Genomic DNA, 17,387 nt, shown 5'->3' on the forward strand with positions numbered 1-17,387 from the left:
GGAAACCTTGTCATGGCCCTGGCCACAATCATTTTGCTGACCGTCTGGCTGACCGCCCTGAAAGGGCGATCGCTGCGGCTGCTTCGCCCTGTCATGGCATCTTCGTGCGGCGAGAGCTTGCTCCGCCGTGGAGCCCTTTTACATGTCAAAGAAAATGCTGATCGATGCGCGCCACCCGGAAGAGACCCGGGTCGCGCTCCTTTCCGGCGGCAAAGTCGAGGACTTCGACTTCGAATCCCTGTCGCGCAAACCGCTCAGGGGTAACATCTATCTCGCCCGGATCACCCGGGTCGAACCGTCACTTCAGGCCGCTTTCGTTGAATATGGCGGCAACCGGCACGGCTTCCTCGCCTTTGGCGAGATCCACCCCGATTACTATCAGATCCCGGTCGCGGACCGCGAAGTCCTGCGTCAGGCCGAAGCGCTGGAAGCAGAACTTGCCGCCAAGCTCGCCGCCCTCGATGCGGATGCCGACGAGGTCGAAGACGACAGCATCGAGGATGATGAGGACGGTGCCCGCGTTGCATCCTCTTCTGATGATGACGAATCAGCGAGCGAAGCCCGCGCCGATTCGGAAGACGAGGACTCCCGCCCTCGCCGTGGTCGAGGCCGCCGCCGCCGGGGTGGCCGGGGCCGTCGGGGCCGTGGACGCTCTTCTGACGATAACGAAAACAACAGCGATGAGGCCGAAGCCCGCGCACCGTCGGACGACGATGACGACAACGCTGACAACAGCTCTGAGAATGACGTCGCTGATGCCGCCGAGGCAGTCACCGATGAATCGCCAGCCGAAGACGCTTCAAAAGATGACGTTCAGCCCGATGAGGATCTGGGTTGGCACGGCACCGATGAGGACGTCATCGAAGCCCTCACCCATGAGGAAGACGCGCCAGATGCGGACGCCTCCTCCGATGACGACACTGATGATGAGGATGGCCCCAAATCCATCGCGCTCTCGGCTCGCACCGAACCCCAGCTGACCGAAGAGCTGCCCGCAGAAGATGCGGATCAAGCCTCGGACGAAGATGACGAGCCCACCGCTGAACTCGATGAGGAGCAAGCGGACGACGACGATACGGCAGAAGCTGAAGCAGAAGACGACACTGCCTCTGCAGATGACAGTGACGCTGACGCTGCTGATGAGGATACGGACGAAAACGGCGACGATGCAGAATCTCGCGCAGAGCCGGAAGAAGAAAAAGCGCCGCGCGAGCCGACAGAAGAAGAGCTCGCAGCCCGTCAGCGCGCTGAGGAAATCGCCGACCTTCAGCGGCGCTATGACGAAGCCCGCCGCGAACGCGACCGCCTCCTGAAAAACTACCGCATCCAGGAAGTCATCAAGCGCCGCCAGATCATGCTGGTGCAGGTCGTGAAAGAAGAACGCGGCAATAAGGGCGCAGCCCTGACGACTTACCTTTCGCTTGCTGGCCGTTACGGCGTCCTGATGCCGAACAATTCGCGTGGTGGCGGCGTCAGCCGGAAAATCTCGAACCAGTCCGACCGTCGTCGTTTGAGAAAAGCAATTGCCAGCCTCGACGTGCCGCACGGTCAGGGGCTGATCATCCGCACGGCCGGTGCCAAGCGCACCAAGGCGGAGATCAAACGCGACTATGACTACCTCGCCCGTCTTTGGGATACGATCCGTGAGCAGACGCTAAAGTCTGTCGCACCGTGCTGCATCTATGAGGAAGCCAGCCTGATCAAACGGGCGATTCGCGACCTTTATGACAAGGACACGTCCGAGATCCTGGTCGAAGGCGAAGAAGGCTATCGTGAAGCCAAAGACTTCATGAAAATGCTGATGCCGAGCCACGCCAAGAACGTTCAGCCCTATCGCGAGAAAGAGCCCCTCTTCCTGCGTCATGGCGTCGAGCGTCAGCTCGATGAAATGTACCAGCCGGTGGTGAACCTCAAATCGGGCGGCTACCTCGTTATTCAGCAGACGGAAGCTCTGATCTCCGTTGATGTGAACTCCGGCAAAGCGACAAAGGAACGCAATGTCGAGGCCACCGCGCTGAAGACCAACTCCGAAGCTGCCGTGGAGCTTGCCCGGCAATGCCGCCTGCGTGACCTTGCGGGCCTCATCGTCGTCGACTTCATCGACATGGATGAGAACCGTAATAACCGCAGTGTCGAGAAGAAATTCAAGGACGCGCTCAAACATGACCGCGCTCGCATTCAGGTCGGTTCGATTTCGAATTTCGGCCTTCTGGAGATGTCACGCCAGCGCCGCCGCTCCGGCATTGTCGACGGCACGACCCGGCTCTGCCCGGTCTGTGACGGCTCGGGCTTTGTCCGCTCGGTTGAAATGGCCGCGCTGCGCGTCCTGCGCTCGATTGAGGAAAAGGCCGTCTCTGACCGTGCCGCACAGGTCACGGCGACAACGGCGCTCGATGTTGCTCTTTATATCCTCAACCAGAAACGTGGCTGGCTGAACCGGATCGAGGACAGCTACGGCGTCACGATCGAGATCAATGGCGATCACGAGAAGACCGGTGATCAGTATGAGGTGCAAACCTCCGGCAAGGCGCGCGATGTTGATACGCTCCGCCAGTCTGCCGCTGTTGAGATCGGTGATGTCACCGTCGAGCACGAGAGTGACGAAGACGACACTGCTGAAGCCGATGACAATGTCGAGGCGGATGACAATCGTCAGGATAATGACGAAAGCCGCGCTGACAGCGACGACGACAAACCGAAGAAGAAACGCCGTCGGCGGCGCCGCCGGAAATCCGATTCGGATGATGACGAGACGGCCCGCGCCGATGGTGAGGACGAAATTTCCTCATCAGATGAGGATGGCGAAACCGAAGCCCGCTCGGATGACGCGGACGATGACGCCGATAGCGATGGCGAGCCCAAGCGCAAACGTCGCCGCGGACGCCGGGGTGGCCGGGGCCGTAAGAGCGAACAGGCCGATGCATCCGATGAGACATCGTCAGATGAGGACGGCAAGGCTGAGAAGGCTGACGCCGACACTGCCAAGGCAGATGACGCGGACGCTGTGACGGAAGAAGTCGCCACGAGCGCAGAACCTGTCGCCGCTCAGGAAGAGCCGGACGCCGAGCCGACCCCGGAACCTGCCCCGCCGCGTGCGGCTGCCAGCATCCATGAGCCTCTCCCGGAGGATGATAAAAAGGATGATAAGGCGCCCAAGCGTGGCGGTTGGTGGCAGCGTGCGTTCGGGAATGGCGACTGACCCCGCGCGCTTAACCGCATTTCATGGCAAAAGGGGTGGAGCGCGCGCGTTCCCCCGCTAGACTGGGCGCTTGCCGGGCGGCGAGCGCCCTTTTGAGGTCTTATATGTCAGTGATGAGCTTCCGGCCCATCTTCTTGCGCCTGTCCGTCTGCCTTGCCGCCCTGTTCGGATGGATAGGCATTGCATCGGCCCAGACCCTCCTGCGGGATGCCGAGATCGAGCAATTCCTTGAGGACTATACCCGACCGCTCATGGAAGTCGCCGGTATCAACCCCGAGGGCATTGAGATCCTGATTGTCGGGGATCCCAATTTCAACGCTTTCGCTGGTCCCGGCGTGATGGGCATGAATACCGGCACGATCCTGATGGCCGAGACGCCCAATGAGATCGAAGGCGTTCTTGCGCACGAGGTCGGCCACCTTGCCGGCGCGCACTCGGTCCGCGGCCCTGAGGCCTATGCCAAGGCCTCCCGGCCCGCCATGCTCAGCCTTGTGCTTGGTGCGGCAGCCATTGCCGCTGGCGCGCCGCCCGAAGCCGGTTTCGGCATTCTCGGCCTTGGCCAGAACGCGGCGATGGGGACGGCCTTGACCTACAGCCGTGGTCAGGAGTCGGCCGCTGACCAAGCCGCCCTCTCTTATCTTGAAGCGATCGGCCATTCCGGCCGAGGGCTGATGACCTCGTTTGAACGGCTGTCGAACCAGCTCCTCCTCTCAGGCCGGGATGTGAAGCCCTATCTTCAGACCCACCCGATCGGCCTCAAACGGGTTGCCGCGCTTAATGACCGCGCGTCCCAGATGCAGCATTTCGGCGATACTGATAGCGAAGAGGAAATCTTCCGGCTGCACATGATCCAGGCGAAGATTACCGGTTTCATGAGCGAGCCCTTCACCACTTTACGCAAATATCCGCTGTCCGATCAGACCCAACCTGCCCGCTATGCCCGTGCCGTCGCCTATTACCGGGATAGCCGCCTTGAAAAGGCGCTGACGGAGATCGACCGACTGATTGTGGACGACCCGGACAACCCCTTCTTTGAAGAGCTTAAGGGCCAGATGTTGTTCGAGCACGGCAAAGTCCGTGAGGCAGTCGAGCCGCACCGCAAATCGGTCGAGCTGGCGCCGCAATATGCCCTTCTCAAGATCAACCTTGCCCGCGCCCTCGTCGCACTAGAGGGCGATGAGGAAGTGACTGAAGGCATCACCCTCCTGCAGACAGCCCTCGTTCAGGAGCCGGACAACAGCTTTGCCTGGAGCGAGCTTGCCCGCGCCTATGCGGTCAAACGCAATGAGCCGATGGCGGCTCTCTCTCATGCCGAAGCGCTCTTCTCTGTCGGCAACACGCCGGAAGCCCACCGCTTTGCGAGCCTTGCGCGCGACAAGCTGACCCCCGGCACACCGGAGCACCTGCGGGCGCTTGACATTATCCGTGCCTCCGAAGACGACGCTCGCCGCGCACGGGCGCGGGGCGGAAACCGCCGCTGACCCCTAATTTTACGGAGTAGAAGTCATGTCAGGCCGTACCCTGCCCCTCGCTGTAGCCGCGCTAATGGGGATTGCCGCCCTTGGCGATATCGCGACCAGCCCATCTCTCGCTGCCACGCAAAAAAGCGAGGCAGAAATCGAGGAAATCGTCCGCAATTATCTGCTCGAGAATCCAGAAGTCATCTTTGAGTCCGTTCAGCGCTACCGCGAAAAGCAAGAAGCCCTCGAAGCCGCCGCAGCGGCTGAAACCGCACGCGGCTATCTGCCGGAGCTTCGCTCAAACCCGGCCGGACAGGTTGTGCCCGCCCCAAGTGGGGATGCGGAAATCGTGGTTGTCGAGTTCTTTGACTACAATTGCTCGGCCTGCCGCTTCGCTGCCGATTTTGTCTTTGAACTTCAAGAAGATGACCCCAATATCGAACTCGTCTTCCAGGAACTCCCGGTTACCAATCGCCTCTCGCGCGGACCTTCTCTGCTGGCGCTCTCTGTCGCGGATACTGACGGCTATGTTGGTTTTCACCGAGCGATGATGAAGCATGACAGCCTGATTGATCAGGACGTTGCGGCCTCCATCGCCAAAGACCTCGGCCTTCCCCAGGCGGCGATTAGATCCGCGATGCAGGAAGGTGATTTCCAGGCCAGCCTGCATGAGCGGCTCGATGCGTCGATGGATCTCGCGGATGAGCTTGGCATCGGTGCAACCCCTGCGTTCATCGTCGCGTCCGCGGATGGTGAATATGTTCGCGTCTTCGAAGGTTTTTACGGTCCGAACGTCATAGAAATGATAGCGGAAGCAAAGAATGCGTCGCGTAAATAGGTGAGCATTTTCTGCCACGCTCTGTCATGAAACTGTGGCAAATTTGCAATCTTGGGGAAGAAGTTAACCGCCCTTCCCCGCCCCAAGCCTGAACGGGCCCGGCTTCAATTGACACTTTTGTGAAACGCCCGTTAGCTTTTAAACAAGGTGTCGAGCATAGGCACCAGACAACTCGGCCGTGATTCCAGCACAGGGATGAGCGGTACGTGACCAGTCGTCCTATCCGGGGCGATGAACCAGAATGGGGTTAAGATGACCAATACCTTTGATAAAAAGTCTGCGTTCCGCGCAGCGCTTATCGGCGGTGCGTCTGTCCTCGCAATGTCGGCTGCGCCGGCATTTGCACAGGATGATGACGATGCTGCCAGTGACGATAAAGTTATCGTCACCGGTTCGCGGATTGCGAACCCATCGCTGACGGGCTCCAGCCCGATCACCACTGTTGGCGCCGTCGACCTGTCGCTCTCCAACACGGTGAACTCCGAGCAGTTCCTCAACGCGCTGCCGCAAACCGTTCCGGGCTTCGACTCTTCGTCGAACAACCCAGGTATCGGTGAAGCCACCGTCAACCTGCGTGGCCTTGGTGCAGTCCGGACGCTCGTTCTCGTCAACGGCCGTCGTTATGTGTCTTCGAACCAGAACGCTGGTGTCGTCGACCTCAACACCATCCCGACCGCTCTCGTTGAGCGCGTCGACATCCTGACCGGTGGCGCCTCGGCGACCTACGGTTCAGAAGCTATGGCCGGTGTTGTGAACTTCATCCTGAAGGACGACTTCGAAGGCATTCAACTCGACACCTCTTACGAGATGACCGAAGAGAATGACGGCGAGATCTTCAACACCTCTCTCACCGTGGGCGGCAACTTCGACAATGGTCGTGGTAACGCTGTTCTGAACGTTGGTTACACCGATCGTCAGTCTGTCTTCCAGGGCGACCGCGCGGAAGCCGGCGTGACCCTGAACGACGTAGGAACCGGCTTCTCCGAATCCGGCTCGGTCAACATTCCGTCGACCCTCGTTCTGGACCCGAGCTTCTTCGGTGGCGACGAGTTCAACTTCACCCAAGCTCTGGGCATCACGCCGCCTTGTACGCAAGAAGGCACGACGCTCGACAGCTCGATGACGTACTGTACTTCGGACAGCTTCGGCTTCCTGTTCGACCCGGATGGGTCGGGCGCGCTGCCGTTCATCAATGGTGGTCCGAACAACACGCGTTATAACTACGCGCCGGCAAACTACCTGCAGATCCCGCAAGAGCGTTACAACGTTTATGCTTCTGCAACGTACGACATCACCCCGACAGTCGAAGCATTCGCTCAGGCGATCTTCGTGTCGAGCCAAACCGAGCAGCTGCTTGCACCGACTCCTGTTGGTTCGCTGACGGTTACTGTCAACTTCGACAACCCGTTCATCGCGGGCGAAACCGACGTTCTCGACCTGCTGCAACAGCTGCAGGACCAGAACATCGCTTCGGGTTTCTCGTCGAGCACGGACAGTGACGGCAACGGTACGCCGGACGCTCAGCTCTTCACCTATCGCCGGACGCTTGAGCTCGGTGGCCGTGTTTCGGACATCCGCAACGACAGCTTCCAGCTTCAAGGCGGCCTTCGCGGTACGCTTTGGGACAGCTGGGACTGGAACCTCTTTGGTTCGTTCGGTCAGGCTGAAACCTCGATCACGCAGACCGGTAACGTCGACATCCTGCTTTACCAAGCTGCTGTTGCCAACAACTCCGCCAACATCTTCGAACCGAATGGTGTTGATCCGGCTGTTGCTGCCGGCTTCGGTGTGACGGGTGCTATCGACGGTGTTACCGAGAAAACTGAGATCTCGGCTGACATTTCCGGTGAGCTTCCGCAACTCTCCTCGCCTTGGGCAACGAACCCGACTTCGGTCGCATTCGGTGTCGAATATCGTGAAGAGTCGCTGTCGACCGCTGGTACGGGCCTTGGCCCGACGATCGTCGGCTTCAACCAGGCTCCGGCAACTTCTGGTTCGTTCACTGTCAACGATGTCTTCGTTGAAGCAAACGTTCCGCTGATCGAAGATGTCGACCTGATTGACGAGCTCGTCTTCACTGGCGCCTTCCGTCGGTCGGACTACTCGACTGTTGGTGACGTCAACTCCTACGCTGCCGGCCTGAGCTGGACCCCGACTTCGGGTCTCCGCTTCCGTGGTCAGTATCAGCGCGCTGTGCGTGCACCGAACATCGGTGAACTGTTCCAGCCGCAGGTCAATGGCTTCCCGGGCGTTTCCGACCCTTGCTCGGGCGGTGCGAACGGTGCGTATGACGGTTACGATGCTTCCACGCAGGCGACTGTCATGGCCAACTGTATTGCTGACGGTGTTCCGTCCGCTCAGGTTGGTGCCAACCTTCAGGTCAACGCACAGATCCAGGGCCTCTTCGGTGGTAACCCTGCTCTGGAAGAAGAAGTTGCTGACACCTACACCTACGGTGTGGTCTGGGAGCCGAACTTCGTTGATAACCTCGCGATCACGCTCGATTACTACGACATCGAGATCGAGAACGTTATCACCACGGTTCCGTCTCAGACGGTCTTCGACCTTTGTTACGTTTCGGGCATCTCGTCCTTCTGTAACAACATCACGCGTGGCCCGGGTGGTCAGGTCTCTATCTTCAACTCCTCGCTCCAGAACGTTGCTGCTCTGGTCGCGAAGGGCGTCGATATGTCGATCGACTACTCCTACGACACGGCTGAGTGGGGTACCTTCGGTATCTACTCACTCATCACGTATCAGGAAGAAAACTCGCTGCAATCGCTGCCGACCGAATCTCCGGTTGACTGCGTAGGCTACTACGGTGCCACGTGTGGCGAGCCGACTCCGGAGTGGAAGTACAACACGCGCTTCGACTGGTCGATGGGCCCGTACGGCGCTCGCCTTCGCTGGCAGCGTCTTGGTGAAGTTCAGGACGACCTGTTCCAGGACGGCGGTACGCCGAACCTGTTCGTCGAAGGTGTTGATGCCTACGACCAGTACGACCTGACCCTGTTCTACACGATGAACGACAATGTCTACTGGCAGTTCGGTATCGAAAACCTGACTGACGAAGACTTCGTCATCATCGGTGATGCTTCGGCAGAACAGTCGAACACCTACCCGGCGTCTTACGACACGCTTGGCCGGACCTACTTCGGTCGTGTCGTTCTGTCCTGGTAAGGATTACGACATAGAATACGGGAAAGGCGGGCCTTCGGGCCCGCCTTTTTCTTTGTGCCAGACATGTGCACCGACGCTGAGGCAGGTCGACTGAACTTCCAGATTTATCCTGAAATCAGGTCTAGCCCTGAAGCGCTGCGGCAACTGCGACATCAAGCTCGCTGGCATAGCCTTCCATCAGAGAGCGGAACAGCGATCCGCCATCTGAGGATTTAGGCGAGATCTCGCCCCTCACCTGCACGCTAGAGAACGTCGCGATGCGATTGCCGCTTGAAGATGCATCTGCGCAGGCCTCATCCCAGTCGAGCCCTGCTTTCGCGATCAGCTCTGGGATCTGCCCGGCAGGATCCGCCGCCAGCCCGTCATAATCAAAGATTGCCGCCGTATCCGGACGTGCCCGGACAAAGCGGGCACTCGCGCCCATATAAACAGGGTAATAATGTGCAATATCTTCAAACCGGTGTGACCAGCTATAGGGGAATGGAAACTGGTGGCGAAAGACACTGACCGCCACATCGAACGGCACGCGCGTCGTTAGCAGGAATCGCGCTTTGGGAAACAGCGCCGCAAATAGCGGGATCGCGAGCGCATTTCCCGGCATCTTGTCCGTGAAATATTCCGTGCCGATATCACCTGTTCCGGTGAGATATTCCCGGCGCAGATCATCAGCATTTTCCTTGAGCCAGCCGACAGATGCTTCAGCCCCAGACTCGCGGATTTTGTAGAGATATTTCTCAAGCAGTTTTGGCCCGACGACCCGTTCACCAAGCGGGCTCACCTGGCCATGCGAGGCAATGATCCGCTCGATGAGCGTCGTGCCAGAGCGCGGCATGCCGGTGATGAATATCGGGACTGGGCCGTCCGCCTCGCCAAGGTCGACGCCCTCAAGCAAGGCGCCAGCTTCTTCAAGCAAGGTGACGTCCTTTTCCATCACCTTTGAATCATAAGGATAACCGCGTGCGGCGCCCTCGGCAGCTCGCCGTTCATTGCCCTGACGGTAAAAATCAAGGGCGTCTTCAGCTTTGCGTTCACGGAACGCCACATCGCCGAGCGCGAAAGCAAGCCCTGCCTCAAGCCCCTGATCGGCGACACCAGCCCTTAGCAACGTCGCCATTTTCTCCTTATACGGCGGATCGATCTGGCCGCGGGTGACGATCACCAATTGCAGATAAGATCTGACGCTTTCGGGATCAGCTGAAATCGCCGCCTCGCAAAGCCTTTGAGCTTCATCCAGTTCGCCTTCGAACGTTTTGAGCCGCGCGAGCGAGGTCAGCGCATCGGCGCTCTTAGGTAATTGGCGGGCCGCTTCGGTGAGATATTTTCCGGCCTCGTCAAACCGCTGGGCATTGAGGCAAATCCGCCCATACATCAGTTTATCGTCCGCATCCGGGCTCGCCTGCTCTTCGATCAGGGGGCGGAAGAGATCGGCTGCCTCTTCAATGTTGCCTAGCTCCAGCTCGGCCCGGGATGCGTAGCGACGCGCCTTGGTGTTTTGCGGCTCGGCTTGGTGCCACGCCGTTGCCACCTTTTGCAGATCATCCCATTTGCCTGCCGCAATCGCCAGCTCTGCTGCTATCGGATGAAGGCTTTGAAGAGGTGCGCCTTTTCCTCGCGCGCGGTCGAGCGCCAGCCGCGCACCATCGAACTCATTGGCCATGATACCGTGAAGGGCCGCGCGCATCTCGATCGTGACATCTGCCGCACCCATCGCCGAAAGGCGCTCAAGAGCCTGAAATCCTTCACCGAACTGCTTTGTGCGTTCCGCAGCATCGGCAAGATGCCTGAGCGCGAGAGGCTGATCCGGCGCAAGCCTTGCTGCAATCCGCGCCTCTTCCAACGCTGGCGCTGCCGCCCCTGCTTTCAGGTATAGCCCGGCCAGATTGATCCGTGCGGGCCAGAAATTCGTATCCAGCGCGATAGCGGATTTCAGGTATTTCTCCGCCTCCTGAGGGTTGCCGCGCTCCTGCGCGAGCAGGCCCATTAGCTGTAGCCCGTCAATGTGGCGCGGATCTTCAGCGAGCAGTGCCCGCAGGGTCTCTTCGGCTTCAGCCAGCCTGCCGGCACGCAAGGCATTCGCTGCGCGTTCGGCCATCTCATCCAATTTGGCAGTCATGGCGAGACGCCCTAGCATCGCTCCCTTCAATGCGCGATGAAGAATTGGAAGCGATGGATAACGCGACGATTTCGGGCCTGCTCAATCAGGCGGCAGCCGCCCTTAAAGGGGCCAACCCTGCGCTCGCGCTCCAGCTGACGGACCAGATTATCGCGAGCCGCGCCGATGTCGGCCCAGCGCATTATTTACGCGGTGCGGCGAAAGCCATGCTCGGGGACGGGGCCGCCGCAGAGGCCGCCTTCCGGCAGGCGCTCAAGCTCGCGCCCGACATCATTCCAGCCCGCATTGCCCTTGCAAAACTGCTCGATCAGTCCGGGCGGTCACGCGACGCGGTGCGGCTTGTTGGAGAGCATCCAGGTGCACCCGTGCCTGACCTGCTTTTTCTTTCGGCAGAAATCCGCCTCAGGTTCGGGGAATTCGAAGCTGCCGAATCCGATTGCGAGCGGCTGATTTCCATCGCTCCGGCCGATTCAAGAGCAAGGGTGCTCCGGGGCCGGGTCTATATAGACTCACACAAATATGCGCAGGCGGAGGAAATCCTCACCGATGCGGCAGAGAAAGCGCCAAATTCACCCACGGCATTTTTCTATCTTGCCCGCGCCAGAACGCAGCAAGGCAAAACGAGAGCCGCGCGGGAAGCCCTCAAAAAGGCCGCGGCCTTGCGCCCCAACGCGCCATCGATCCTTCAGGAACAGGCCCGCGCCGCCTATAGCGATGGCGACACGGAGGCCGCGCTCGGCTTTCTCGAACACGCCATAGAGATAGAACCGCGCAATCCGAATCTGCACCGTGACCTCTCCCAGATCCGTTTCATGAAAGGTGATGACGATCACCTGCGCAGCTTCCGGGAAGTCCTTGCGAATGCGCCGTATGATATCGGCATTCTGTCCGTTTATGCGGGCGCCGCGCGTGCCGGAAAAGATCCGCAGACGGCCCTTCCCCAGCTTGATGCTGCCATCAATGCGGGCGTCGATCATGCTTATCTCTGGGACGCCCGCGCACAAATCCACATCATGCTCGATAATATCAGCCAAGGCGTGGCGGATACGGATCGTGCAGGCACCGCGCCGGGCATTGACCACTCCACTCACCTTAATCGCTGCTCGGCCTATCTTTCGGCGAACCTGCCGGAGAAGGCGCTGCCCCTCGCCGAAGATCTGGTCCAGGCCGCGCCGCTCGATCAGCTGGCACTTGCCTACCGGCTGACCGCCATGTGTGCTCTCGATGATCCGGCAGCGGAGGAGTTCATCAATCCCGATATCCTGACCAACCAGCAGGCGATTGATTGCCCTGACGGCTTTGACAGTCTTGAGGATTTCAATACCGCCCTGAAAGCGCGTCTGCTGGAGCTTCACGGTGCCGAGCGCGAGCCGATCGACCAGAGCTTGCGTGGCGGCACGCAGACCGAGCTCTTCCCACTCCTCGAAGACGACCCGCTGATCAGGCAACTCGCCGACATGCTCTTGACCAATGTCCGTCGCTTTGCCGATGGCCTGCCGCGTCAGGACGGCCACCCTTTCCTTGGCGCAATCCCGGAGAAATTCGAATTTTCCGGCATCTGGACTGTCTGCCTGCGCGATGGCGGGCATCATGCGAGCCATGTCCACCCTGAGGGATGGCTCAGCTCAGCCTACTATGTCTCCCTGCCCGCCTCAGCCCGGAACAGTAACTCAGGCGAAGGCGCACTGAATATCGGTCGGCCGCCCATGAAGGCGCTGAATGAGAAACTGCCCGGCCGTCTGGTGCCGCCACGCGAGGGCTATCTCACCCTCTTCCCGTCCTATCTCTGGCACGGCACGGAGCCATTCCATTCAGAAGAACCGCGCATCACCGTTGCATTCGATATCGCGCCTCGGCGTTAGTTTCGAGAGCCTTCGAGAACCCAGGCGATGGCATCACCGTCTGAGATAACCTGCTCTGCCGGCGCCATATCGAGGCCAGCTTCCGTCATCTTTGCAGACAGATTGACGACCGCCGCCTCATCCAACGCAGCATCAAGCATTGCCGTCATGCGGGAGCGGTAAGCTTCGATCTCGCCTTTCATCGCCGCACTCCAGTTAAGAATGTCCTGCGGCTCATAGGCGGTGATGCGCCCAAAAATACGAGAAAAATCAGTGTATAAGCGCTCACCTAAGGCACGCGCCGATGAGCCAGCCGGCGCAACAGCGATTGCCGCCTGAAGCGCTGGAACGGTCTTCTTCACCTCGACCAAGGGGACGGAAAGGCTGTCCGGCTGAACCTCGCCGCGGCGGATTCGTGCCATGACCCGAAAGGTCTCATCCGATGCTCCAAAGACACCGCTTTCGAGGATGCCCGAAGCTGTGCGGCGATTGGCCTCACAGTCACGCCAGATGGCGCCTTCTCTTAGATGGGTAACGAGCCTGACGCGACCTCCCGGCGCGGTGACTCGCGCCGCCTCAGCGAATGCATTTTCGCCTGCATATTCAATACCATACAAGGAGACAATAAGGTTGAATTCAGCATCTTGAAACGGCAAATCAGCGGCGTCTGCGACCAGGGCATGATCGACCTTTGCATCGGCCGGAATGGCCTCGATGGCTGAAGGGGCATAATCGACACATGTAATCGTCGGGGCTAGCCCCAACACCGCCCGTGCAATCGAGGCAACTTCACCTTTTCCGCAAGCGATATCGAGCAAGCGGCATCCTGTTTCATCAATTGCTATAGCTTTGAAATACCTGCGCCATTTCTCCTTAAGGATGGGTGCTGTGATGTCAGCCTCGGCAAGCGATGCGCCTTCATCATGGCTCGCCCAGAAGCTGATCCAGTCCCGTTGCATCGGTGCACTCCTTAAAATTCCGGATGAGGAAGAGTCGTCACGGATCAGTTCCATGAACGCCGGTTCTGCTGCCTCAACGCCACCTCTTGAAGCTATCTGCCAATGAGCGTCCAGCCACCTGTTGCAAAAATGTCGAGGTAACCAACAACGCGGTCCGCAGCATGATTTCCGGGGGCCTAACTAACGTGACCGAATTGACAGTTTTGTGAAGATGAAATTACGTAGGGGCCATGGGCAATCCCGTATGGGACGGCCGGGCAATGCACAGTGCCCGCTCGTCTCGCGGCGTCATGCGTTCGCCAATGCGGAAAGCCATGGGAAGAAATGGGGTTAAAATGACCAATACCTATGAAAACGACGATCTTCGTCGCTTTGCGCCCGGTTTCCGCGCGCTTCTGATCGGTGGCGCTTCCGCGCTCGCGATCGCAATGACGCCTGCATATGCGCAGGATACATCCTCTGACGATGTCGACACGATCGACGAAGCTGACGAAGACGATTCTGGCGACGACAAGGTTGTCGTTACTGGTTCGCGTCTGCGGAGCGACACGTTCACCTCGATCTCGCCGCTGCAGGTCATCACCACTGATGACTCGCTCGACGTTGGCCTGATCGATCCGGCTGCTATTCTGCAGCAATCTGAAGCTGCTGCTGGTCAGCAGATCGACTCGACCTTCCAGGGCTTCGTTCTCGACAACGGCCCGGGCTCTGAAACCATCAACCTTCGTGGTCTTGGTGCGTCACGGACCCTGATCCTCATCAACGGCCGCCGCATGGCACCGGCTGGTGTGGAAGGTGCTCCTGGCCAACCGTCCATCAACCTTCTTCCTGGCTCACTGATCGAACGCTACGACCTGCTCCTTGACGGCGCATCGTCGGTCTATGGTTCGGACGCTGTTGCCGGTGTCGGTAACGTCATCCTGAAACGTGACTTCGAAGGCCTCGAGCTCTTCGCTTCTGGCGACTACAACGTCGAAGGCGCCGGTCACGACTACACCCTCAGCGCTGCTTGGGGTAAGAACACTGACCGCGGTTTCTTCGGTATCGGTGCTGAATATGAGTACACCGACGAAGTCACCTTCGCCGACCGTGACTTCCTCGCTGGTTGCGACACGCACTACGAGATCACGGAATCCGGCCAGATCCGGACGATCGACGTTGCAACTGCCCTCGATTACGAAGATCGTACGGGTGGTCTTGTCACTTCGAAAACTGGTCCGTGTAAAGCTTCTGGCCTTGCTGGCCGGACGTTTGAAGCTGGCTCGCCGGCCTTCGGCTCTGCCTACTTCATTGACGGCTTCTCGAACCTGAATGTCGGCAACTTCAACGAATCGAGCCTCTACTCCGTGCCGGTTGACGGCGACGGCGACGGCATCGCGGACGTTTACTTCCCAGACTTCGCTCTGAACGGTAACGACCTCGAGACCAGCCTTTATCCGGAGCAGAAACAGTACTCTGTCATGGCTTATGGCGAGTATACGCTCGAAGGCGAGATGAACCTCACGCCGTTCTTCGAAGCTCTGTGGGTCCGCCGCGAAGTTGAGTCCGACTCGGGCGCTCCGCAGCTCTTCCCGTATGTGCCGGCGAACAGCCCGTTCAACATCTGTAACCCGGCAGCAACCGCTGTTGGCGGCACGGATTGTGGCCTCGGCGAAGACTCACTCCTGACCAACCCGAACTACATTGCAGCCTTCCAGGCTTACTATAATGGTGGTCCGGGTAGCGCGAACTGCTTCGGCCTGCCGGCTGCAGCCTGTCTTCCGGCCAACTTCGGCCTGCTGAACGGTCCGGTTGGTGCGATCGTCACTGAGCCGATCGTTGGTGTGAACGGCGACCGGGACAATGTTGAAGTCTCGATCGAACAGCTTCGCCTCGTTGGCGGTGTCCGTGGCGACCTGCCCTTCCTGAACTTCGGTTCGCTGAATGACTGGGGCTTCGAAACCAGCCTCGTTTACTCGCGCTCGGATGGTAAGTCCTCGCGTATGGGTATCCGTGACGACCGTCTCGCCTTCGCTCTTGGCTGGGACCCGACGGTTGACTTCAACGGCAATGGCGGCACCGATGACGTGGCGACCAACAACATCTCGACGCTCGTCGAACTGCCTGGCGGCGCCTGCGACCCGACCGGCGCAGCAAACCCGTCGGCTCTGACGGCTGAAATCACTGCAGGCTGTGTGCCGGTGAACCTCTATGCACCGTCGCTCTATGGCCAGATCCAAGGTGATTTCGCGACTCAGGCTGAGCGCGACTACATCTTCGACAGCCGTGACTTTGACACGGTCGTCGAGCAGACCCTGTTCAACGCCTTCATCACCGGTAACGTTTTCGAACTGCCTGCTGGTGATGTCGGGGTTGTGGCCGGTGTCGAATACCGGATCGACGAGATCGACTCGCAGCCGGACAACATTGCGGCTCAAGGCCTCTTCTTCGGCTTCTTCTCTGACCTCGGTGCGGTTGGTGAGAAGTGGACGCGGGAAGCGTTCTTCGAGGTTGCTGTTCCGGTTCTGGCCAACAAACCGCTGGTCCAGTCTCTCGACCTGACGGGTTCTGCCCGCTGGACGGAAGACGAGTTCTACGGCTCTGCTTGGACTTACTCGGTTAAAGGTGGCTGGCGTCCGTTCGACTCCCTGCTCGTCAAGGGCTCTATCGGTACGTCCTTCCGTGCGCCGAACCTGCGGGAAAACTTCCTGCTCGGCTCCACGGGCTTCAATGGCGTGACCGACCCCTGCGCCGTGCCTGACGCTGCCTATAACGGCATCACCGGCATGTACGATGCGGGTCTTGATGACCGTGACCAGTCGATCCTCGACAACTGTATCCGCGAAGGTCGTGACCCGACCCGCGTTGGTACGCTTCCGGGTGACCCCAACGTCATCCGTACGCCGAGCGTCGAAATCAGCAATGGTGGTGTGACCGACATCTCTGAAGAGACGTCCAACTCCTACACGGCTGGTTTCTCCTTCGAGCAACCGTGGTTCGAAAGCTTCGACCTCAACGTCGGTGTCAGCTACTACGACATCGAAATCGAAGACTCGATCATCGAGCCGGGCAACCAGTTCATCGTCAACGACTGCTTCACGCGTCAAGACGGTACCCGGAGCCCGTTCTGTGACCGGATCACCTACGACCCGCTCAGCTCGATGCAGCGTGGCCTGATCGCAACCCTCGATGCTGGTTTCATCAACCAGGACAAGGAAACGGTTACCGGCCTCGACTACAACCTGCGCTTCAGCAAAGAGTTCACTGCTTGGGACCAGCCGATGGACTTCGGCTTCAACCTTCGTGCGAACCAGCTGAAAGAGCGTGAGACCATCTTCGTTGGTGACGACCTCACCGTTGCGAAATCCGAGTTCGACGGCGAATTCGGCTTCCCGGAATGGACTGCAACGGGGACCTTCACCCTCGACGTCAGTGACTACCGTTTCACTTGGCAGACCCGCTATATCGGCGACGTCTCTCAGGATGTGGATGGCATCGACGAGTTCTCTGATGGTCTCGACAGCCAAGGCACCGGCTTCTTCGGTGACACTTGTGCGGGTCCGGACTTCGGCGACGAACTCTGCCGTGACGTTGGCTTCGCTGACGCTTGGTACGAGCACGCTGCTTCGATCCGTTACCGCGGTGATACTTGGACGGTTCGTGCCGGTGTCTCCAACGTCTTCGACAAGGCTCCGCCGCTCGTCGACTCGAACGAAGTGTTCGCTATCTCGAACACCCCGATCGGGAACGGCTACGCTCTCGATGGTCGTGAGTTCTTCCTCACGGTCTCCAAGGACTTCAACTAAGTCCTGAAGGCG

General features: G+C 59.3%; 8 protein-coding genes. 6 read left to right on the forward strand and 2 right to left on the reverse strand.

Annotation, left to right across the window (positions count from 1 at the left end):
- Positions 1 to 142 precede the first annotated feature (142 nt).
- The 4 genes from DX908_RS02940 (at position 143) to DX908_RS02955 (ending at position 8,677) form a co-directional block, all read left to right on the forward strand.
- The gene (locus tag DX908_RS02940; protein WP_116390958.1) at positions 143 to 3,199 is read left to right on the forward strand and encodes an Rne/Rng family ribonuclease; all 3,057 of its coding nucleotides are present in this window, start codon (positions 143 to 145) and stop codon (positions 3,197 to 3,199) included.
- Positions 3,200 to 3,303: 104 nt separating this feature from the next.
- Complete coding sequence (locus DX908_RS02945) at positions 3,304 to 4,680, forward strand: M48 family metalloprotease (protein ID WP_158548447.1); 1,377 nt, start codon at positions 3,304 to 3,306, stop codon at positions 4,678 to 4,680.
- 25 nt (positions 4,681 to 4,705) lie between these two features.
- Positions 4,706 to 5,497, forward strand: coding sequence for a DsbA family protein (locus DX908_RS02950; protein ID WP_116390960.1), 792 nt, complete (start codon positions 4,706 to 4,708; stop codon positions 5,495 to 5,497).
- 252 nt (positions 5,498 to 5,749) lie between these two features.
- Positions 5,750 to 8,677 (forward strand): TonB-dependent receptor domain-containing protein, encoded by a 2,928-nt coding sequence (locus tag DX908_RS02955; RefSeq protein ID WP_158548448.1) that lies wholly within the window; start codon positions 5,750 to 5,752, stop codon positions 8,675 to 8,677.
- Positions 8,678 to 8,798: 121 nt separating this feature from the next.
- On the opposite strand, the gene DX908_RS02960 is transcribed toward DX908_RS02955, so the two are convergent.
- Positions 8,799 to 10,790, reverse strand: coding sequence for a tetratricopeptide repeat-containing sulfotransferase family protein (locus DX908_RS02960; RefSeq protein ID WP_158548449.1), 1,992 nt, complete (start codon positions 10,788 to 10,790; stop codon positions 8,799 to 8,801).
- 29 nt (positions 10,791 to 10,819) lie between these two features.
- On the opposite strand from DX908_RS02960, the gene DX908_RS02965 reads away from it, so the two are divergent.
- Positions 10,820 to 12,652 (forward strand): putative 2OG-Fe(II) oxygenase, encoded by a 1,833-nt coding sequence (locus DX908_RS02965; RefSeq protein WP_116390963.1) that lies wholly within the window; start codon positions 10,820 to 10,822, stop codon positions 12,650 to 12,652.
- On the opposite strand, the gene DX908_RS02970 is transcribed toward DX908_RS02965, so the two are convergent.
- The gene (locus DX908_RS02970; RefSeq protein ID WP_116390964.1) at positions 12,649 to 13,644 is read right to left on the reverse strand and encodes a class I SAM-dependent methyltransferase; all 996 of its coding nucleotides are present in this window, start codon (positions 13,642 to 13,644) and stop codon (positions 12,649 to 12,651) included. The two genes, DX908_RS02965 and DX908_RS02970, sit on opposite strands and share 4 nt — an antisense overlap.
- A 281-nt stretch (positions 13,645 to 13,925) precedes the next feature.
- On the opposite strand from DX908_RS02970, the gene DX908_RS02975 reads away from it, so the two are divergent.
- Positions 13,926 to 17,375, forward strand: a complete 3,450-nt coding sequence (locus DX908_RS02975; RefSeq protein ID WP_116390965.1) for a TonB-dependent receptor domain-containing protein — start codon at positions 13,926 to 13,928, stop codon at positions 17,373 to 17,375.
- Positions 17,376 to 17,387 lie beyond the last annotated feature (12 nt).

This window comes from Parvularcula marina (assembly GCF_003399445.1).
In the GTDB taxonomy this organism is placed as follows: Bacteria; Pseudomonadota; Alphaproteobacteria; order Caulobacterales; family Parvularculaceae; genus Parvularcula; species Parvularcula marina.